Origin of the sequence: Catenulispora pinisilvae (assembly GCF_015356865.1) — a bacterium.
Classification (GTDB): Bacteria; Actinomycetota; Actinomycetes; order Streptomycetales; family Catenulisporaceae; genus Catenulispora; species Catenulispora pinisilvae.
On sequence record NZ_JAAFZA010000001.1, the window covers coordinates 98,430 to 117,890 of the forward strand.

General features: G+C 70.4%; 21 protein-coding genes. 14 read left to right on the top strand and 7 right to left on the bottom strand.

The window, feature by feature from the left end; all coding sequences use genetic code 11:
* The first annotated feature begins 69 nt into the window (after positions 1 to 69).
* The 5 genes from IZR01_RS00400 (at position 70) to IZR01_RS00420 (ending at position 6,345) form a co-directional block, all read left to right on the top strand.
* Positions 70 to 1,872, top strand: a complete 1,803-nt coding sequence (locus IZR01_RS00400; protein WP_194891065.1) for an ABC transporter family substrate-binding protein — start codon at positions 70 to 72, stop codon at positions 1,870 to 1,872.
* A 92-nt stretch (positions 1,873 to 1,964) separates the two neighbouring features.
* Positions 1,965 to 2,933: an ABC transporter permease gene (locus IZR01_RS00405; protein ID WP_194891064.1), complete on the top strand. Its 969-nt coding sequence runs from the start codon at positions 1,965 to 1,967 to the stop codon at positions 2,931 to 2,933.
* Positions 2,934 to 3,059: 126 nt separating this feature from the next.
* Positions 3,060 to 3,992 carry an ABC transporter permease gene (locus IZR01_RS00410; RefSeq protein ID WP_228553678.1) on the top strand — a complete coding sequence of 311 codons (933 nt, stop codon included), beginning with the start codon at positions 3,060 to 3,062 and terminating at the stop codon, positions 3,990 to 3,992.
* The gene (locus IZR01_RS00415) at positions 3,989 to 5,263 is read left to right on the top strand and encodes an ABC transporter ATP-binding protein (protein WP_228553662.1); all 1,275 of its coding nucleotides are present in this window, start codon (positions 3,989 to 3,991) and stop codon (positions 5,261 to 5,263) included. Before IZR01_RS00410 ends, IZR01_RS00415 begins: the two co-directional genes overlap by 4 nt.
* Entirely contained in the window at positions 5,260 to 6,345 is a 1,086-nt protein-coding gene (locus tag IZR01_RS00420; RefSeq protein ID WP_194891062.1) for an ABC transporter ATP-binding protein, read from the top strand. Before IZR01_RS00415 ends, IZR01_RS00420 begins: the two co-directional genes overlap by 4 nt.
* A gap of 62 nt (positions 6,346 to 6,407) precedes the next feature.
* Here the strand turns inward: IZR01_RS00420 and IZR01_RS00425 are convergent, their stop codons facing one another.
* The 5 genes from IZR01_RS00425 to IZR01_RS00445 form a co-directional block, all read right to left on the bottom strand.
* The gene (locus IZR01_RS00425; RefSeq protein WP_194891061.1) at positions 6,408 to 6,794 is read right to left on the bottom strand and encodes a PPOX class F420-dependent oxidoreductase; all 387 of its coding nucleotides are present in this window, start codon (positions 6,792 to 6,794) and stop codon (positions 6,408 to 6,410) included.
* 38 nt (positions 6,795 to 6,832) lie between these two features.
* Positions 6,833 to 7,870: an adenosine deaminase gene (locus tag IZR01_RS00430; protein WP_194891060.1), complete on the bottom strand. Its 1,038-nt coding sequence runs from the start codon at positions 7,868 to 7,870 to the stop codon at positions 6,833 to 6,835.
* Positions 7,871 to 7,885: 15 nt separating this feature from the next.
* A complete protein-coding gene (locus IZR01_RS00435) occupies positions 7,886 to 8,920 on the bottom strand; it encodes a DUF3533 domain-containing protein (RefSeq protein WP_194891059.1) in 1,035 nt (344 codons plus the stop codon).
* A gap of 141 nt (positions 8,921 to 9,061) precedes the next feature.
* A complete protein-coding gene (locus tag IZR01_RS00440) occupies positions 9,062 to 9,724 on the bottom strand; it encodes a hypothetical protein (RefSeq protein WP_228553661.1) in 663 nt (220 codons plus the stop codon).
* Between the two features lie 12 nt (positions 9,725 to 9,736).
* On the bottom strand, positions 9,737 to 9,976 hold the full coding sequence (locus tag IZR01_RS00445; protein ID WP_194891058.1) for a 4Fe-4S dicluster domain-containing protein: 240 nt from the start codon (positions 9,974 to 9,976) through the stop codon (positions 9,737 to 9,739).
* A 47-nt stretch (positions 9,977 to 10,023) separates the two neighbouring features.
* Here IZR01_RS00445 and IZR01_RS00450 point away from each other — a divergent pair, with 47 nt between their 5' ends.
* From IZR01_RS00450 to IZR01_RS00465, 4 genes are all read left to right on the top strand, one after another.
* A complete protein-coding gene (locus IZR01_RS00450; protein ID WP_194891057.1) occupies positions 10,024 to 10,236 on the top strand; it encodes a hypothetical protein in 213 nt (70 codons plus the stop codon).
* 96 nt (positions 10,237 to 10,332) lie between these two features.
* Positions 10,333 to 11,286: a DMT family transporter gene (locus IZR01_RS52885; protein ID WP_194891056.1), complete on the top strand. Its 954-nt coding sequence runs from the start codon at positions 10,333 to 10,335 to the stop codon at positions 11,284 to 11,286.
* A 117-nt stretch (positions 11,287 to 11,403) separates the two neighbouring features.
* Complete coding sequence (locus IZR01_RS00460) at positions 11,404 to 12,369, top strand: HpcH/HpaI aldolase/citrate lyase family protein (RefSeq protein WP_194891055.1); 966 nt, start codon at positions 11,404 to 11,406, stop codon at positions 12,367 to 12,369.
* A gap of 1 nt (position 12,370) precedes the next feature.
* Positions 12,371 to 13,564: an acyl-CoA dehydrogenase family protein gene (locus IZR01_RS00465; RefSeq protein WP_194891054.1), complete on the top strand. Its 1,194-nt coding sequence runs from the start codon at positions 12,371 to 12,373 to the stop codon at positions 13,562 to 13,564.
* Here the strand turns inward: IZR01_RS00465 and IZR01_RS00470 are convergent.
* The gene (locus IZR01_RS00470) at positions 13,549 to 14,289 is read right to left on the bottom strand and encodes a TetR/AcrR family transcriptional regulator (RefSeq protein WP_194922470.1); all 741 of its coding nucleotides are present in this window, start codon (positions 14,287 to 14,289) and stop codon (positions 13,549 to 13,551) included. The genes IZR01_RS00465 and IZR01_RS00470 overlap by 16 nt on opposite strands.
* A gap of 37 nt (positions 14,290 to 14,326) precedes the next feature.
* Here IZR01_RS00470 and IZR01_RS00475 point away from each other — a divergent pair, with 37 nt between their 5' ends.
* From IZR01_RS00475 to IZR01_RS00485, 3 genes are all read left to right on the top strand, one after another.
* Positions 14,327 to 14,758: a DUF2867 domain-containing protein gene (locus tag IZR01_RS00475; protein WP_194891052.1), complete on the top strand. Its 432-nt coding sequence runs from the start codon at positions 14,327 to 14,329 to the stop codon at positions 14,756 to 14,758.
* Positions 14,759 to 14,848: 90 nt separating this feature from the next.
* On the top strand, positions 14,849 to 15,715 hold the full coding sequence (locus tag IZR01_RS00480; RefSeq protein ID WP_323746033.1) for an alpha/beta fold hydrolase: 867 nt from the start codon (positions 14,849 to 14,851) through the stop codon (positions 15,713 to 15,715).
* A gap of 116 nt (positions 15,716 to 15,831) precedes the next feature.
* A complete protein-coding gene (locus tag IZR01_RS00485) occupies positions 15,832 to 16,647 on the top strand; it encodes a hypothetical protein (RefSeq protein WP_194891050.1) in 816 nt (271 codons plus the stop codon).
* 264 nt (positions 16,648 to 16,911) lie between these two features.
* Here the strand turns inward: IZR01_RS00485 and IZR01_RS00490 are convergent, their stop codons facing one another.
* Positions 16,912 to 17,979 carry a DUF4328 domain-containing protein gene (locus tag IZR01_RS00490; RefSeq protein WP_194891049.1) on the bottom strand — a complete coding sequence of 356 codons (1,068 nt, stop codon included), beginning with the start codon at positions 17,977 to 17,979 and terminating at the stop codon, positions 16,912 to 16,914.
* 167 nt (positions 17,980 to 18,146) lie between these two features.
* Between IZR01_RS00490 and IZR01_RS00495 the strand changes: the two genes are divergently transcribed.
* Complete coding sequence (locus IZR01_RS00495; RefSeq protein ID WP_194891048.1) at positions 18,147 to 18,650, top strand: MaoC family dehydratase; 504 nt, start codon at positions 18,147 to 18,149, stop codon at positions 18,648 to 18,650.
* A gap of 152 nt (positions 18,651 to 18,802) precedes the next feature.
* Positions 18,803 to 19,435, top strand: coding sequence for a DUF6758 family protein (locus IZR01_RS00500; RefSeq protein WP_194891047.1), 633 nt, complete (start codon positions 18,803 to 18,805; stop codon positions 19,433 to 19,435).
* Positions 19,436 to 19,461: the final 26 nt, after the last annotated feature.

Genomic DNA, 19,461 nt, shown 5'->3' on the forward strand with positions numbered 1-19,461 from the left:
TCGGGAATAGAGTGGCGAACGCGCTCCCAGCAGCGCGTTCGCATGGTGTGTCCCGACAGGAGGAGAGAGATGGGCGTCAGCAGGAGGACACTCGCGCTGCAGACCGGAGCGATCGCGGCGGCCGTGGCCCTGGCCGCGGCGGGCTGTAGCAGCAGCAAGAGCAGCAGCGGAGGGTCGTCCAATTCCGGAACCGGCTCGGGCTCGGGCACCAGCATCGCCGACCGGAACTCGGTCAACGCCGCCACGGTGAAACAGGGCGGGAAGATCACCTGGACCATCGAGAAGACGGTGCAGGACTGGAACCCGCTGACGTCCCTGGGCAACACCTTCGACTACGCGCAGACCACCAACGGCATCTACCCGGACGTCTTCGTCCCGCAGCCGGACTACTCGCTGGTGCTGAACACCGACCTGATCGCCGGCGACCCGGTGGTCACCAACGCCAGCGGCAGCACCCCGCAGAGCATCGTCTACCACATCCAGCCCAGCGCCAAGTGGTCCGACGGCACCCCGATCACCGCCGACGACTTCATCTACCTGTGGCAGGCGCAGAACGGCACCAACCCGAACGTCGACGTGGCCAGCACCACCGGCTACAGCGACGTGGCCTCGGTGACCGGCAGCGACAACGGCAAGACCGTGACCGTCACCTTCAAGGCCAACCAGCCGTTCTCGGACTACAAGTCGCTGTTCTCCTCGATCCTGCCCTCGCACGTCGCCAAGCAGCACGGCGACGTGGCGGCCTCCTTCACCTGGCTGGACGCCAACGCCCCGACCGTCTCCGGCGGCCCGTTCGAGATCGCCCCCGGCGGGGTCTCGGCCGACAAGAGCCTGATCAAGACGGTCAAGAACCCGCAGTACTACGGCAAGCCGGCGAACCTGGACGAGGTCGACTTCCGGGCCATCACCGACTCCTCGCAGGAGCCGACCGCGCTGGCCAACAACGAGGTGGACGGCATCTACCCGCAGCCGGAGCTGGACCTGGTGAACCGGGTCAAGAGCATCTCCGGGGTGGACTACCACCTCAACCAGGGCCTTCAGTGGGAACATATCGATCTGAACCTGCGCAACACGGCTTTCGGCGGTCCGGCCAACGCCGACCAGAGCGCGCCGGCCAAGATGGCGCTGCGGCAGGCCATGTTCACCGCCTTCGACCGGCAGGGGCTGGTGGACCGGACGGTCAAGCAGTTCGACAGCGCCGCGGCGGTGCTGAACAACCGCATGGTGGTGCCCGGCCAGCCCGGCTACCAGGACAACGTCTCCGCGATGTATCCGGCGAACGGTGACCTGGCCAAGGCCAAGCAGATCCTCACCACGGCCGGCTACAAGGGCGTGGGCAGCGCGTTGGTCGACCCCTCCGGCAAGGCCGTCCCGGCATTCAGCATGCGCTACACCGTCGGCAACGCGATCCGCCAGACCACCTGCAACCTGTTCGCGCAGGCCATGAAGGAGCTCGGGATCACGGTCAACGTCAGCTCCACCGACGCCCTGGGCAAGACCCTGGCCCAGACCGACGCCCAGCACCAGTGGGACATCATCGACTTCGCCTGGGTGGACACGCCGTTCCCGAACTCGGCGAACCAGCCGATCTACACCACCACCACGCAGGGCAACCCGATGAGCAACTACGGGTACTACAGCAACGCCGACGTGGACAAGTGGCTGGCCGACGCCACCGTCAACCCCGACCAGACGGCCCGCGAGAAGGACCTGAACGAGGCCGACGCGCAGGTCACCAAGGACGCGTACACGCTCCCGCTGTACCAGAAGCCGACGATGATCGCCTACCGGAACACCCTGGGCAACGTCCGGGACAACCCGACGCAGATCGGCCCGACGTACAACATCGCGCAGTGGGGTCTGAAGTCCTAGTCCGGCGCCGGCCGGGCCCGCCCAGTGCGGGCCCGGCCGGTCTCCTCGCGCAGGTACGGTCCCGTCCGCTCGCAACGTAAGAAGGCCCGGAGATGCTCGCCTTCACCATCCGCCGCCTGCTGGTGTCGATCCCGATCCTGATCCTGTCCACGTTCCTGGTCTTCCTGCTGGTGGCCTGGGGCGCGGACCCGTTGGGCGACTTCAAGGCCAAGAACCCGCCGCCGTCCGCGGCCGAGGTCGCGGCGCGCGAGAAGGCGCTCGGCCTGAACCACGGGCTGCTGGTCCAGTACTGGAACTGGGTCAAGAACCTGGTGATCCACGGCAGCTTCGGCCCGTCGGTGCAGGGTTCGGCGTTCGACATCAACGCCGAGCTCAGCCGCCGGGTCTGGGTCACCTTCCGGCTGGTGATCTGCGCGATCGTCATCGCGCTGATCCTGGCCGTGATCGTCGGTGTGATCACCGCGATGAAGCAGTACAGCATCACCGACTACGTCGCGACCCTGATCGGGTTCTTCTTCCTGTCGCTGCCGGTGTTCTGGTTCGCGATCCTGCTGAAGATCTGGGCCACCGACATCAACAACTCCCTGGGCACCGACATCAAGACCCTGGGGCCACCCGGAGGCCAGTGGGGCGGGTTCGGCTCCTGGTTCGGCTTCCTGCTGCTGCCGACCATCACCTTGGCCCTGAGCTCCTACGCCACCTGGGCCCGGTTCCAGCGCGCGTCGATGCTCGACGTGCTGAACAGCGACTACATGCGGCTGGCCCGGGCCAAGGGGCTGTCCCCGCGCCGGGTCATGGTGCGGCACGGGCTGCGCACCGCGCTGATCCCGATGACCACCCAGGTGACGCTGGACGTCGCGGCGATCATGGGCGGCACGGTGATCACCGAACGCATCTTCCAATGGCAGGGCCTGGGCACGATGTTCATCAACGCCATCCAGACCCAGGACACCAACACCGTGCTGGCGTGGCTGCTGATCTCCGCGACGCTGGTGATCGTCTTCAACCTGATCGCGGACCTGCTCTACGCGGTCCTCGACCCCCGCATCCGGCTGGCCTAGGAGGGATGACGCGTGGCTGACAACCTCCCGGAGCGGGACGTCAACGACGAGCCGGTGGAACCCGAGGTCCCGCCGGGCGGCCGGGGCGCGGAGTTCCTCGGCGTGCAGGGCCAGCAGCCCGGGCTGATGATAGACGCCGTCACCCCGGGCGGCGAGGACATACTGCAGGGCGGCACCGAGCCGCCGGACCGCGAGTTCGCGGTGGAGGCGCGCAACCAGTGGCAGCTGGTGTTCCGCCGGTTCCGGCAGCACAAGCTGGCGGTGGCCTCGCTGGTGGTGCTGTTCCTGGTGATCCTGTTCGCCACCGTCGGGCCGGTGGTCTGGAAGTACGGCCCGAACGACTTCACCAACGACTTCTCGGTGGGACCCTCGCTCAGCCACCCGTTCGGCACCGACTCCAACGGCGCCGACCACATGGCGCAGGTGATGGCCGGCACCCAGCTGTCGTTGAAGATCGCGTTCACGGTGGCGATCGCCGGCACCTTCTTCGGCTCGATCTACGGCGCGGTCTCCGGCTTCTACCGGGGCATCACCGACACCCTGATGATGCGCCTGGTCGACCTGGTGCTGACCATCCCGGCGCTGGCCGTCGGCGCGCTGCTGGGCAAGAAGTTCGGCAACAACTGGGCGCTGCTGGCGATCGTGCTGGCCGGCCTGCTGTGGACCGGCTCGGCCCGAGTGGTCCGCGGCCAGGTGCTCTCGGTGCGCGAGAAGGAGTACATCGAGGCGGCGCGGGCGCTGGGCGCCACCGACCGGCGGATCATCTTCCGGCACATCATCCCGAACGTGGCCGGCCCCATCATCGTGCTGTTCACGCTGCTGGTGGCGACCGCGGTGCTGACCGAGACGGCGCTGAGCTATCTGGGCTTCGGCGTGCAGTTCCCGGATATCTCGCTGGGCTCGCTGGTCACCGCCGGGGAGACCGCGGCCACCGGCGGGCGCGGCTGGCTGTTCTACTTCCCGGGCCTGTTCATCATCCTGATCGCGCTGACCGTGAACTTCATCGGCGACGGCCTGCGTGACGCCCTCGACCCGACCCAGACGAAGGCCCGCGCATGAACCCCGAACACTCGGACAACGCGGGCGCCACCGCGTACCCGCCCGCCCCCGGCTTCGGCGGCGGCCCGCCGCCGGAGACCGTGCTGTCGGTCAAGGACCTGACCGTCACCTTCCCCAGCGACGACGGGCCGGTGCAGGCCGTCCGCGGCGTCTCCTACGATCTGCACGCCGGCGAGGTGCTGGGCATCGTCGGGGAGTCCGGCTCGGGCAAGTCGGTGAGCTCGATGGCGGTCATGGGGCTGCTGCCCAAGACCGCGCGCACGGCCGGCTCGGTGCGGTTCCGCGACCGGGAACTGCTCGGGCTGACCGAGAAGGAGATGACCGGGATCCGCGGCCGGCAGATCGCGATGATCTTCCAGGACCCGATGACCTCGCTGAACCCGGTCTACAAGATCGGCTGGCAGCTGGCCGAGGCGGTGCTGGCGCACCACGACGTCACCAAGGCGGTGGCCCGCAAGCGCGCCCTGGAGCTGCTGGAGATCGTCGGCATCCCGTCGCCGGACAAGCGGATCGACCAGTACCCGCACGAGTTCTCCGGCGGCATGCGGCAGCGCGTGGTGATCGCCATCGCGATGGCCAACGACCCGGACGTGATCATCGCCGACGAGCCCACCACCGCGCTGGACGTGACGGTCCAGGCCCAGGTGCTGGAGGCGCTGCGGGCGGCGCAGCAGGAGACCGGCGCCGCGATGGTGCTGATCACCCACGACCTCGGCGTGGTCGCCGGGCAGGCCGACCGGGTGCTGGTGATGTACGCCGGCAAGCCGGTCGAGATCGGCCCGATCGACGGCATCTACTACCACCCGCGCATGCCCTACACCGTGGGTCTGCTGGGCTCGCTGCCGCGGCTGGACCAGCGCAGCCAGGAGAAGCTGACCCCGATCCCGGGCACCCCGCCCTCGGTGGTGAACCTGCCGCCGGGCTGCCCGTTCGCCCCGCGCTGCCCGCTGCGGACCGACATCTGCCTGCAAAGCGAGCCGGCTCTGCTCCCCGCGCTGGGCGCCGACCACGAGGCCGCGTGCCACCACTCCGACCAGCTGACGGGCGAGGGCGCGATGGACATCTTCAGCACCGACCCGAACGCGGCGCCCGGTGAGCGCCCGGACGCCGAACCTGGCCTGCCGCCGACCGGGCCGGGCACCGGACCGGGCATCGAGCCGGGCTCGCCGGCGGCTGGACCGAGCACTGAGCCGGGCACCGCGCCGGGCTCGCCGTCGGCCGGACCGGGGACCGAACCGGGCGCCGACCCGCAGAACGGAGCCGCGCAGTGACCACCACCCCGACCCCGACGCCGGCCCCGGCGTCCGCTCCGGCCGCCCCGCTGCTGACGGTCCGGAACCTGGTCAAGGAGTTCCCGATCCGCTCCTCCGGCCTGTTCCGCAAGCAGGTCGGCGTGGTGCAGGCGGTGTCGGGCATCTCCTTCGACATCGCCCCCGGGGAGACCCTGGGCCTGGTCGGCGAGTCCGGCTGCGGCAAGTCGACGACCTCGCGCGCGGTGCTGCACCTGCAGCCGGCGACCAGCGGCACGGTGGTCTTCGACGGCGTGGACCTGACCACCGTCGGCAAGAACGATCTGCGCCGCCTGCGCCGCGACATGCAGCTGGTCTTCCAGGACCCGTTCGCCTCCCTGGACCCGCGCATCACGGTGAACGAGATCATCGCCGAGCCGCTGCGCATCCACGGCCTCTACGGCGAGAAGGACGCGGGCCGCGACAAGGTCAAAGAGCTGATGGCCACCGTCGGCCTCAAGCCGGAGCACGGAAACCGCTACCCGCACGAGTTCTCCGGCGGCCAGCGGCAGCGCATCGGCATCGCCCGGGCGCTGGCCCTGCGGCCGAAGCTGCTGGTCCTGGACGAGCCGGTGTCGGCGCTCGACGTGTCGATCCAGGCCGGCGTGATCAACTTGCTGGAAGAGCTCCAGGACGAGCTGGGCCTGGCCTACCTGTTCGTGGCCCACGACCTGTCGGTGGTCCGGCACATCGCCGACCGGGTGGCGGTGATGTACCTGGGCAAGATCGTCGAGCTCGGCCCCCGCGACCAGCTCTTCGACCACCCGCAGCACCCTTACACGCAGGCGCTGATCTCCGCGATCCCGATCCCGGACCCGCGCCGTGAGCGCACCCGCCAGCGGATCCTGTTGCAGGGCGACGTGCCGTCCCCGGCGAACCCGCCCTCCGGCTGCCGCTTCCGGACCCGCTGCCCGAAGTTCCAGACCCTGACCTCCGAGCAGCAGCACAAGTGCATCAACGAGGAGCCGTTGCTGGTCGGGCGCGGCCCGGGCGGGATGGCCACCAGCGACGACGCGGTGCACAAGGCGGCCTGCCACTACGCGGAGTCCGTGCAGCTGCTCTGAGACAGCCCGGACAGGCCCGGTTCGTCGACTGATCGACGAACCGGGCCCGCCGACGTGCTCTGCTAGCGGACGACCTTCGTCGGCCGCACGCCGATCTTCACCCGGTACTGCGCGTCGTCCGGGGTGATGGCGGTCCCGTCGTACCACTCCGACAGGAGCTGGTACATGGTGCCCTCCGGGTCGTCCTCGATCTTCTCCACGACGCCCCGCACCTCCAGGTACCCGTACTTGTCGTCGGGATCGATCATGGAGACCGAGACCCGCGGCTCGTGCGCGATGTTCTTGAACTTCTGCCGCCGATTGGTGTGGGTGAACCAGATCAGCTCGCCGTCCCACTTGAACCACATCGGGTTGACCTGCGGCGCGCCGTCGGGGCGCACGGTGGCCAGGTTGACCAGGACCGGCTGCTCCAGCAGGGCGCGGACTTCGGCGGGGATCTCCACTGTCATGCGTACTCCAACTCGTTGTGCGGTTTCGCCATTCCCGATCATCGGGCCTGGGCGGTGTAGGCGTCGATCTCGGCGGCCAGCGTCCGCTTGCCCTCGGCGTCCTGGTACGAGGCCTGGACCGCGTTCTTCGCCAGCTCCGCGATCCCGCGCTCGTCCAGGCCCAGCAGCTTCGCGGCGACCTCGTACTCGTGGTTCAGGTCGGTGCCGAACATCGGCGGGTCGTCGCTGTTGACCGTCACCAGCAGGCCGGCCTGGACCATCGCCCGGATCGGGTGCTGGTCCAGGTCCTTCACCACGCCGGTGGCGATGTTGGAGGTCGGGCACACCTCGATCGGGATCCGGTGCTCGCCGAGGTAGGCGACCAGCTCCGGGTCCTGCACCAGCGACGTCCCGTGCCCGATCCGCTCGGCCTTGAGGTGCCGCAGCGAGTCCCACACGGTCTCCGGGCCGGTGGACTCCCCGGCGTGCGGCACGCTGTGCAGGCCCAGCGCCAGCGCCCGCTCGAAGTGCGGCGCGAACTGCGGGCGCGGCACGCCGATCTCCGGGCCGCCGAGCCCGAACCCGACCAGCGCCTCCGGCTGCCGGGCCTCGATCAGCGCGACCGTGTCGGCCGCGGCCGCCGGGCCGGACTCGCCGGGGATGTCGAAGATCCACTTCAGGGTGAGCCCGAAGTCCCGGTGCGCGGCCACCCGCGCGTCCTCGATGGCCTCCAGGTACGCCATCGCATCGATACCGCGCCGCAGATGCGAGTACGGGGTGCAGGTCAGCTCGGCGTACCGGATGTTCTGCGCCGCCATGTCCCGGGCCACGCCGTAGGTCAGGTCCCTGATGTCCTCGGGTGTGCGGATCAGGTCCACCACGCTCAGGTACAGCTCGATGAAGTGCCGGAAGTCGGTGAACGTGAAGTACTCGGCCAGCAGCTCCGGGTCGGCCGGTACTGGGTTCTTGCTGCCGCGCGTAGCAGACGCTTGTCCTTCGTAGCGGGCCGCGAGGTCGGCGACGACCCGGGGCGAGGCGGATCCCACGTGGTGGACGTGCAGTTCGGCCTTCGGCAGGCCCTGGATGAAGTCGCGCATGCCCGCGATTCTGCTCTAATGCTCACTCATCCGAAGAATCGCGTTGTCCCGGCCCGCCCCGGCCACCGAGAGCGCCATCCCGATCGCGGCGTAGATCACGAACACCCAGATCGCCGACGACAGGCCCTGGGAGTGGAAGTACGCCACCCCGCGCACCGCGTTGGTCCCCTGGAAGTTCGGCAGCCACGGCCCGATCACCCGCCAGAACGTCGGGATCATGTTCCGCGGCCACGGCCCGGCCCCGGACGGGTTGCCGAGGATCACGAACAGCCCGATCACGATCCCGGTCCCGACCAGGCCGAGGAAGCTCTGCATGCCGTTGGCGAACACCGACACCGAGAACACGACCAGCATCCCGATCAGCGCCTGGGTCCACCAGCCGCCGCCCAGGAAGCCCAGGATCGTGTGCACGATCAGCGTCCCGCCGACCCCGCCCAGGAAGCTGTAGACGGCCAGCATCCCGATCCGCTCCAGCGCCAGCCGCGGCGTCGAGCTCTTCATTCCGCCCATCAGCCCCACCAGCGTCGAGACCAGGTAGCCGCCCACGGTCCAGGCGATCACCAGATAGAAGGGCACCAGCCCCTCGATGTCGCCCCGGTGCGGCGGCAGCACATCCCGCACTTGCAACGTGTGCTGCTGCGCCTGCGCGGCCTGCGTGAACGCGACGGTCAGCGCCTGCGGAGCCGCCGGCCCGACAGCCGTGGCCACCAGCAACTCATCGGCGTTCCCGACCGCCGCCGGCAGATACGCGCCGAGCACCCGCCGGTGCTTGATCGCGTCCTCGGCGGTCGCCGCACTGGCCTCCACCTTGAGCGTGAACAGCGGCCCGGCCTGATCGGACGTCTTCTGCAACTGCTGTACCACCTGCGGCGGCGCCACCACCCCCACCGGCATGCGATGCGGCCGCTGCGGGCCATGCATGGCGCCGGTGTAGGAGACGACGAAGGCCAGCTGCATGAGCAGCGCCATGAAGACGAAGAACCCGATCCGCCCCTTGCGCCCGCGCTCGTTGGGGTCGGCGTTGGCGGCTTCGAGGGCGGCACGGTTCATGCGGGTGCGGTACCCGGCGGTTTGTGCGGAGATGCTGGGGTTCTGCCGAATGGGTGGTCGGGGCCGAGCCCGAAACAGCCAGGCCCGAAACAGCCAGGCCCGAAACAGCCAGGCCCGAAACAGCCAGGCCCGGAACCGCCCCTACTTCTTCCGCGCCCGCTCCCGCGGCAGCCCGCCGACCATCCGCGGCATCCGCCCCAAAGTAGTAGCCGGCGTCGGCAGCGGCCGGGCCGCGCCGGACCCGTCATCCGGCGTGACCGCGCCGCCCAGCGGCCGCATCCGCAGGATGGCCGACTCCTCGGCCCAGCGCTGCCGGTACCGGTCGCCCTCGGCCAGGTTCAGGCGCTCGGCGTGCAGCGCCTCGGCGGCCGCGCCCCATTCGGGGGTGCCGGGTGCCACCAGTGCCACCTGGCTCAGGAAGCTGATCAGGCGGCCGCCCTGCTCCTTGCTCCGGATCGCGACCTCGACCACCCGGCCGGGGACCGCCCACATCGGGAGCGGTTGTTCGGCGCCGCCGGCGACGATGGTCACCGCGCTGTCGTGCCAGACGTGCCAGACCGCCTGTGGGCCGCTCGGGCCGCCCGGTGCGCTCGGCCCGCTCCTTCCGCTCGGTCGGCCGGCGTCGGCCTTCGCGGACAGGCCGGCCGGGCTCAGCCAGACCAGCCCCGACTTCTTGGCCGCCTCCTCGATCAGGGCCGCGTCGAAGTCGGGTTCGGGGACCCAGGGGGTCTCGTTCTTCTCGTTCTTCTCGCGCTTCTGGTCCCCGTCAGTGGGCGGTGCGGGCTGCGCGGGCTGCTCGGGCATGGCCGTAGCGTCTCATACCTTGCGCAGCGCGATCGCGCTCTCCGGACACGCCTTGACGCACAGGCCGCACGTGCCGCAGTCCGTCGGGCGCGCGACGATCGCCTGCTTGTGGCCGTGCGCCCAGGACTTGAGCGAGCCGAGCAGCGACATGCCCTCGCGCTCCTCGGGGGTGAGGCGGCGGACGTCGAAGACGTCGTACGGGCAGACCGTCACGCACTCGGCCTTCCCCTCGCACCGGTTGCGGTCGATCACGGGGAGCGCTGTTCCACGCCGGTGGGCCGGCCCACCCGGAGGTCGAGATGACCCGCGACGCGCTGCTGGCGCACATCGAGGCGGGCATCGCCGCGGGGGAGTTCGCGCCCGCGGATCCGGTCCTGGCCGCGGCGTTCATGGTCCACGGCATGCGGGGAGTCTTCGCCGAATCGCTGCACGCGCCGCAGGAGAAGCGGGCCGCGGCGGTGGCCGCCGTGCGTTCCATGGCCGCCGCGATACTGGCGCCGCCCGCATACTGAGCGCCCACCTGACCTCCTTGCGCCCCCGGCTACGCTGAATCCCGTTGACAGGACTCCACCCACCGACAGGGGCTTACACGTGACCGGGATCCCCAGGTGACCGCCGACAGCGCCGCGACGGTTCCGGTCGGCGTGCCGTCCGCCCCGGTCCGTGTCTCCGCGGTCCATCGGCCGCCCAAAGCCGACATCGCGGTGCTCGGCGTGGCGGTCACCGCGGTCGGCACGTCCGGGCCGCTCATCGCCGCGGCCGCCGCGCCCGCGATGGCCATCGCCTTCTGGCGCAACGCGATAGCCGCCGCGGTCTTCGCCCCCTACGTCCTCCTGCGCCGGAACCTGCGTGCCGAGCTGCGCGGTCTCGGCCGCCGCACCACCCTGCTGGCCCTCGTCTCCGGCCTCATCCTCGGCGCGCACTTCGCGACCTGGACGCCGGCCGCGAAGATGTCCTCCGTGGCGTCGGCCACGGCGTTCGCCGCGACGCAGCCGATCTTCGCCGCGATCGTGGCGAAGGTGCTGGGCCACCATGTGCCGCGCCGGGCGTTCGGCGGGATCGCGGTGGCGTTCGTCGGGGTGATCGTGCTGTCCGGGGTGGACTTCCACGCTTCGGCGCGGGCGTTCCAGGGCGACCTGCTCGCGCTGAGCGCCGCCGCGTTCGCCGCCGTCTACATGACCATCGGCGGCGAGGTGCGCAAGACGGCGTCGCTGCCGACCTACGCCTTTCTCTGCTACGGCGCGGCCTCGGTCTTCCTGATCGGCGCAGCGGTGGCGACCGGGTCCTCGCTCGTCGGGTTCGGCGGCAACGCGTGGCTGAAAATCGGCGCGCTCACCCTCCTGGCGCAGTTCCTCGGGCACACGCTCTTCAACCGGGTGGTGAAGACCACCAGCGCGACCGTCATCTCCACCGCGATCCTGCTGGAGGTGCCCACGGCCGCCGTGATCGCCGCCGTGTTCCTGCACCAGATCCCCTCTGTGTGGGCGATTCCCGGGGCGGTCCTGATCCTCGGCGGATTGCTGCTCGTGGTGACCGCGAACCGGGGGCAGAGCGCGCACTGATCCCCATGAAGCGGCCCCCGGAAGTGGCGCGCGTCATGATGACGCGTTAGGTGACCCGCCAGTAACGTGACGGCTATATCAGCGGTCCGTACCCACTCCCGGGAGGGAACCCACCCCATGTCCGACTCCGCTCGCCCCCAGCGCCCGCGCCGTTCGTGTCTGGCCGTCCCCGGCTCCAACCCGCGCTTCCTGGAGAAGGCCCAGGGGCTGCCGGCCGACCAGGTCTTCCTGGACCTGGAGGACGCCTGCGCCCCGCTGGCCAAGCCGGAGGCCCGGCACACGATCGTGAAGTTCCTCAATGAGGGGGACTGGACCGGCAAGGCCCGGGTGGTGCGGGTCAACGACTGGACCACCGAGTGGACCTACCGCGACGTGGTCACCGTGGTCGAGGGCGCCGGGGCGAACCTGGACGCCATCATGCTGCCCAAGGTGCAGAACGCCGCCCAGGTGCAGGCCCTGGACCTGCTGCTCACGCAGATCGAGAAGACGATGGGCTTCGAGGTCGGCAAGATCGGCATCGAGGCGCAGATCGAGAACGCCGCCGGCCTGGTGAACGTCGACGAGATCGCCGCCGCCAGCCCGCGTCTGGAGACCATCATCTTCGGCCCGGCCGACTTCATGGCCAGCATCAACATGAAGTCGCTGGTCGTCGGCGCGCTGATCCCGGGCTACCCGGCCGACCCGTACCACTACATCCTCATGCGCATTCTGATGGCCGCGCGCATGCACAACCTGCAGGCGATCGACGGCCCGTTCCTGCAGATCCGGGACGTGGACGCGTTCCGCGAGGTCGCCGGCCGCTCGGCCGCGCTCGGCTTCGACGGCAAGTGGGTCCTGCACCCGGGCCAGGTCGAGGCGGCCAACGAGATCTACTCCCCGGCCCAGGAGGACTACGACCACGCCGAGCTGATCCTGGACGCGTACGACTACTACACCTCCGAGGCCGGCGGGAAGAAGGGCTCGGCGATGCTGGGCGAGGAGATGATCGACGAGGCCTCCCGCAAGATGGCCCTGGTCATCGCGGGCAAGGGCCGGGCCGCCGGCATGTCCCGCACCAGCTCCTTCGAAGCGCCGGAGGCCTGAGATGGCGCGCCTGGCGCAGACCGACGGGCTGACCGACATCCAGCAGGAGATCCTGGCGACCGTCCGCACCTTCGTGGACAAGGAGATCATCCCGGTCGCCAACGAGCTGGAGCACGCCGACGAGTACCCGACGCAGATCGTCGAGGGCATGAAGGAGATGGGCCTGTTCGGGCTCATGATCCCGGAGGAGTACGGCGGTCTCGGCGAGTCGCTGCTCACCTACGCGCTGGTCGTGGAGGAGATCGCGCGCGGCTGGATGTCGGTGTCCGGGATCCTGAACACCCACTTCATCGTGGCCTACATGCTCAAGCAGCACGGCACCGACGAGCAGAAGCAGCACTTCCTGCCCCGGATGGCCGAGGGCGAGGTCCGCGCCGCGTTCTCGATGTCCGAGCCGGCGCTCGGGTCGGACGTCGCGGCGATCACGACCAAGGGCGTGCCGGACGGCGACGACTACGTCGTCAACGGCCAGAAGATGTGGCTGACCAACGGCGGTTCCTCCACACTGGTCGCCCTGCTGGCCCGCACCGACCTCGGCGAGCCCGCCGCGCACAAGAACCTCACCACCTTCCTGGTGGAGAAGCCGGCCGGCTTCGGCGAGGTGGCGCCCGGCCTGACCATCCCGGGCAAGATCGAGAAGATGGGCTACAAGGGCGTCGACACCACCGAACTGGTGCTGTCCGACTACCGCATCCCGGCGAACCGGATCCTCGGCGGCACCCCGGGCAAGGGCTTCGCGCACATGATGGACGGCGTCGAGGTCGGCCGGGTCAACGTCGCCGCCCGGGCCTGCGGCATCGCGGTGCGCGCCTTCGAACTCGGCGCCGCCTACGCCCAGCAGCGCACCACCTTCGGCAAGCCGATCGCCCAGCACCAGGCCATCCAGTTCAAGCTGGCCGAGATGGGCGTCAAGGTCGAGGCCGCGCACGCGATGATGGTGCGCGCGGCGAAGGTCAAGGACGCCGGCCGGCGCAACGACCTGGAGGCCGGGATGGCGAAGTACCTGGCCGCCGAGTACTGCAAGGAGGTCGTCGAGGACTCCTTCCGGATCCACGGCGGCTATGGGTACTCCAAGGAGTACGAGATCGAGCGGCTGTATCGCGAGGCGCCGATGCTGCTGATCGGCGAGGGCACCGCCGAGATCCAGAAGATGATCATCGGCCGGCGGCTGCTGGAGGACTACAAGGCGAAGTGAGCCTCCTGATCGAGGGCTGATGCGCGAGCGCCTGCCGATCTCCGGGAGTCGGTGGCCCGGGAATCGGCGGCCGTCGCGGGGGCTGCTGATGTCGCGGGGTCTGCGGGCTCCGCGCGGCCGGCATGGCCCGCGGGGTCCGCCGGGTCCGCAGGGTTCGTCGAGGACAGTGCGCCGGAGAGCGTGCGCAGGCACAGCGACCGCAGGTCGTCGCGAGTGATGCGGCCGTGCCGCAGCCATTCGATGCTGCTGACCCGGACGAATGACAGCCAGGCCAGCAGGGCCACCGCGGCGACGTCGCGCTCCGGCCCGGCCGGGTCCAGGGCGTCGAGGAGTCGCCGGTGCAGGATGGCCGTCTCCTCGCCGATGATGCTCTGGATCACCGGGTCGCCCGCGAGGTCGCAGTTGGCGGAGAGCACCGTCGTGGCGTTGGCGGCGAAGTAGTCGAAGTGCGCGTCGAGTCCGGCCGCGATCCACTGCCCGGCGGCGGTGGCGTCCCCGGCCGGTCCGGTGGCGTCGAGCAGCCCGTCCGCGGCCTGCCGGTAGACGGCCGCGAACAGGTCGCGCTTGCTCGGGAAGTAGCGGTAGACCAGGCCGCGGGTGACGCCCGCGGCGGCGCCGACCTCGTCCATCTGGACCTCGTGGTAGGGCCGTTCGGCGAAGAGCCGGGCGCCGATCCCGATCAGCTGGGCGCGCCGTTCCTCGGGTGCCATGCGTCGCCGCGTCATGGGCCCAGCTTAGTGGACACGTGTACATTAAGGTGCCGTGCCGGATTTCAGGTTCACAGGGGACTTCGACCGTCCCGCCGGGGACGAACGGACCGCGGAACAGTGGGCCCGCGCTGTCTGGGAAGGTGCTTCGCCGCCGACGCGGGTGTTCCTGCGGGTGGGCTGGCGCTGCCTCGGCCTGCGGGTGCCGCTCGCCCCGGAGCGGGTGCTGGGCTGGACGGTCGCGGAGTCCGATCCGGAGCGGGTCGTGCTCGCGGCGCCATCGCGCTTGCTGGCCGCGCGCAACATCGTCCACCTCGACGCGCGCGGTGTGCACTGGACCACGGAGGTCGAGTATCGAGGCGCGCTCGGCCGTGGGCTGTGGACGGTCGCCGCACCGATTCACAAAGCACTGATCCCGGTGCTGGTGCGCCGGGCGGCGCGGGCGGCGGGGGAGGCCCGGGCGTCCGAGGGCGGCCGCGCTGTTTGAGGCTTGCCAGCCCCGTCTTCCGGCCGTCGTTCGCCGGGCGCTTCGGCGTTTCGCCCCTTCCGCGTGGGATCATGGCCGCGAGGAGGCGCGGTGAGGTTCGTCGATGATCGCGGCACGCTGCTGCATGTCGTGCGGGACGGTTCGGGCGGGCCGGTGGTGCTGTTCGTGCAGGGCCTGGCCGGCGCCTGGTTCGAGTGGGACCCGGTGGTGCCGATGCTGGCCGGGGATCACCGGCTGGTGCGCTTCGACCGGCCGGGGCTCGGCTGGTCGCAGCCGGAGCTCGGAGCCGACGGCCGGCCGCTGCCGCAGACGTTGGCCGGCGAGGCCGAGCGGCTGGGGCGGGTCCTGGACGCCGTCGGCGTGCCACCGCGGGAGAAGGTGGTCCTGGTCGGGCACTCCTACGGGGCCTTCCACGCCGAGGCCTTCGCGCGGCTGCACCCCGAGCGGGTGGCCGGGATCGTCTTCGTCGACGCCAGCGCGGAGTCGGACATCACCCCGGCGGCGGGCGGGCCGGGGCGCGCGGTCGGGCAGGCGTTCGTGCGCGGCACCACGCTGCTGGGCCTGAACCAGGTGCTGGGCCCGGCGGTGCGGCGGTTGGTCTATCAGTCCGCGAGTACCACGCACCGGGATCCGGACCGGGAGTTGGGGCGGGCCGTCTACCGGTCCAGCCGGGTCGCGGCGGCGGTGGTGAACGAGTTGTCGTCGTACCGGGCCTGCGCGGTGGAGTTACTTGAGCTGCGCTGCGAGCGGCCCTTTCCCGAGGTTCTGGTACAGGTGCTGGTCGGAGCGGCGGGCGAATCAGAGAACAGACATGTCCGGCGGTGGATCGAACGCCAGCGCGAGTTCGCGGGCTTGTTTCCCGGGGCTGAAGTCGTAGAGTTACCGGATGCCAAACACCTGATCGCGGCGGACCGACCGGACGCCGTCGCCACCGGCGTGCGCTCCCTGGGTTTTTAGGTGGTCGCTCCCACCGGGGGGCCGGGTTGCGGCAGGATGGTGCCTTGAGGCGGTTGAAGAGCGCGAACGTATAGGGCGGGAAGTAAACAGTGGCGACTTACTACGTCATAGCGAGGATGGACGGGACAAGGTTCGTGGGGCCGGACCACCACAAGGTCGACCTCTACGACGCGCTCAACCGGGGCGTGACCACGTTCATCCCCTCGGCGTGGCAGGACCACGACACCCTGTCCGTGGACGACGACGAGGCCTCGCCGAAGACCGAGGTCCCGGTCGGCCTGCTGGTCTACCCGGACCCGGCGCAGGCCGGTCTGGGCATCGCCGACGACATGACCCTCTCGCTCGGCATCGACGGCGGCTTCCGCCTGTTCCAACTCCAGGCGGTCCCGGCCCCGGAGCACTACACACCCTCCAGCGCGATCGGCGCCCAGGCCATCGTCACCCGCGAGTTCCTGGTGGTGGCCGAGGTCCCGGGCTGGTGGGCCTACGGCCCGCACGGCCGGCACGTCAACGGCCTGGTCACCGCGGTCTCCAACCTGGAGCGCCCGCAGGTGGACCAGATAGGCGCCGCCCTGGAGCGGCCGGACGTGATCTTCGAGGTGGACCGCCGCGAAGTCCTGGACGCCGCCGACCTGGAACTCCTGCGCCACGAGCGGGTGGGCGCCGCCCGCGTGGCCCGCGGCTACGCCCGCGCCGCCACCTACCGCGCCTGGGACCGCGACGCGGGCCTGTCCCGCGCCGCCTCGCTGATCGGCGACCTGGCGCACGCGACGGTGGTTGGCGACGTGCTCAGCGAGGAGCAGCTGACACTGCTGCTGAAGAAGCTGACGCCGCACATCTCCGAGGTGCTTCCGGCCGGGGAGATGGAGGCCTACGGGGCCGTCGCGGTGGGTGTCGGCGACGCCGGCGGCGAGGGCGAGCTCGAGGACTGAGGCGGCGGGGCAGTCGCGGAAGCGGCTGCGGTTGCGGTGAGGCCGCGGCGGGCGGTGAGCTTGCCTCGGCAGCTGTGCGGCTGAGGCGGGGCGCTTACGGTGAAGCCTCGGCGGCCGACCAGTTTGCCTCGGCAGCTGTGCGGCCAGGTGCGTTGAGGCTGCGGCGCATGCCGGTCAGTTCGGCAGCGCTTTTGCGGCGGCCGGCAGGCGAGACTCGACCACGAGCATGGGCTGCCAGGAGGTCGGCCTAGGCTCGATGGCGAGTCAGTTCGGCGGCGTAAGCCAGTCCCCGGGCTCCTCCGGCTTCGGCACATCGCCGCTCCATGCCTCGCCGCTCTGGGTCTCGGCACTATGCGTGTCGGCGATCTGCGTGTCGGCCACCGGAATCCGGTCCTGCACCGGCGGAATCCGGTCCTGCACCACCGGTGCAGTCTCCGTCGGCCAGGCTGGTGGCTGCGGTGGCATCGGCATCGGCATTCGCGGCGCGGGATAGCCGGGCATCTGCATCTGCGGCATCGGGTAGCCCGGCATCGGCGCCCCGTACCCGTATCCGTACCCCATCCCGTAAGGCCCCGGCAGCACCGCCGGCCCCGGACCGCCGTACCAGTCGCCCTCGCGGTTGCGGGCGTTCTGGGTCTTGGTGATGGTGCGCACGTAGCCGATCGCCAGCAGGGCCGCCGCGATCGTCGCGATCAGGGCCGCGACGCCGGTCGCCGCCACGGTTTGCAGGTCGTGGGCGAAGTCGGTGAAGTCGGCGGCTTTTTTGGCGTTGCCGTTCTCGCCGCTACAGACCAGGGCCAGGATCTCCGCGATCACGTAGGGGCCCCACCACCAGCCGGTGATCTGGCCGCCGCCGGCCGGCTTGTCCTTGCGGCCGGCCATGGTGCCGCGGTGGATGTCGCGGGCCACGAGCAGCGGCAGGACCCAGTTGGCCAGCGGGAGGAACCAGCTGCCGATCGCCCAGCCGACGCTCAGGGTGCCGCGGTTCGGGGAGTAGAGCTCGGCGTTGTTGCGGGCCGCCCAGAACCAGCAGATGAAGACCGCGATGGTGGCGACCAGGAAGATGTAGAGCCAGCCCACGGCGCCCAGCGCCAGCCGGTCTGAGTCGTGCAGGTCGTCCGGGCCGAGGGAGCCGGGGTCGGTGAGCAGTGTGCCGAGTACCTGGTGCCGCCAGACCAGCACGCCCGCGGCCAGGGCCGCCACCGCGGCGTCCAGGGCCAGCAGGACGATCAGCGCCACGCCGAGGCCGGCCACCGAGGTCCGGGCCCGCGGTGGTCTCGGAGCCGCGAAGGGCGCGGGGTATCCGTAGTCGGATATGGGACTGCCGGTCACGCCGGGCATCACATCAGGGCCGGGCCACCGCGTCAAGAACGTGGCCGACCTCACCGCCCGGCGTACTACTGGCCGGTAGCCGACTGCGCCAAGATGACGGGAGCGGGCAGGACACAGGCAGCGCCGACCGGCGACCGGCGGCGACCAGGCGAGGAAGGACCCGACCCATGCAGTTCGGCCGGTATTTCGAGGAGTTCGAGGTCGGCGCGGTGTACAAGCACTGGCCGGGCAAGACGGTCACCGAGTACGACGACCACCTGTTCTGCCTTATCACCATGAACCACCACCCCCTGCACCTGGACGCGAACTACGCGCAGGAGTCCACCGACTTCAAGCGCAACGTGGTGGTCGGCAACTACATCTACTCGCTGCTCCTGGGCATGTCGGTGGCCGACGTCTCCGGCAAGGCGATCGCGAACCTGGAAGTGGAGTCGCTGCGGCACATCGCCCCGACCTTCCACGGCGACACCATCTACGGCGAGACCGTGGTCCTGGACAAGACCGAGTCCAAGTCGAAGAACGACCGCGGCGTCGTCTACGTCGAGACCAAGGGCTACAAACAGGACGGCACCGTGGTCTGCGTCTTCCGCCGCAAGGTGATGGTCCCGAAGCGCTCCTACGGCGAGGCCAGGGGCGGCGAGCAGCCCGGCCGCCCGACCCCCTTGGCGTAACCGAATCCGTTGGCGGGACCGGAGCGCGGCAGGGCGCGGGAGTCCGGCGGGGGCGCGGGCGTGGAACCGCGCCCCATCCACGGTTCCGACCTCCCGCCATCCGGGTGACGGGGCTTGACGGACCGCCCGCCACGAGAGGACCGTCAGTCTCTATGAAGGCCGAGCCCAGCTGCCCACGTTGTGGGAAGCGGGTGCGCGCCCCTGGCTTGCTCGCCACAACCTGGCAGTGCGACCTGCACGGCGCGGTCCACCCGCTGCAACCGGTCCAGCCTCCGACCGTCAAGGAACTGGCCGAGACGGCCGTCAACAGCCAGGTCCCGGTCTGGATGCCCTGGCCCCTGCCGGCCGGCTGGGAGTTCACCGGCGTCGCCTACGCGGGTGACGAAGCCGGAGCCCGCGCGACCGCGGTGGCGTGTGCCGGCCCCAACCCCTTCGGCGGGGTCGGCGAACTCCTCCTGATCGCCGAGGAGATGGGCATCGGCCTGGGCGCCCGCTTCGCCGGGCTGGAGGGCCCGGACCCCGGCGAGATCTTCGAGCAGACCGCCGCCCACGCCAAGCTCTACGCCGCGGGCCGCTCGACCTCCATGTGGAACGTCCCGGACACCGGCGACCGCGCGGTCTTCCTCGGCGAAGCCGGCGGCCTGTGGCTCTGGGCCGTGCTCTGGCCGCACGACGCGGCCCACCTGATGTACGACGACCTGGTGCTCACGGACCTGCGGGACGCCGGCAGCGAGATCGACCGGATCCCGGTCGGCGGGCTGTCGGCCCGCCTGATGGAGATGTAGCCGCCCCGTTCAACCGCGATCGTGGC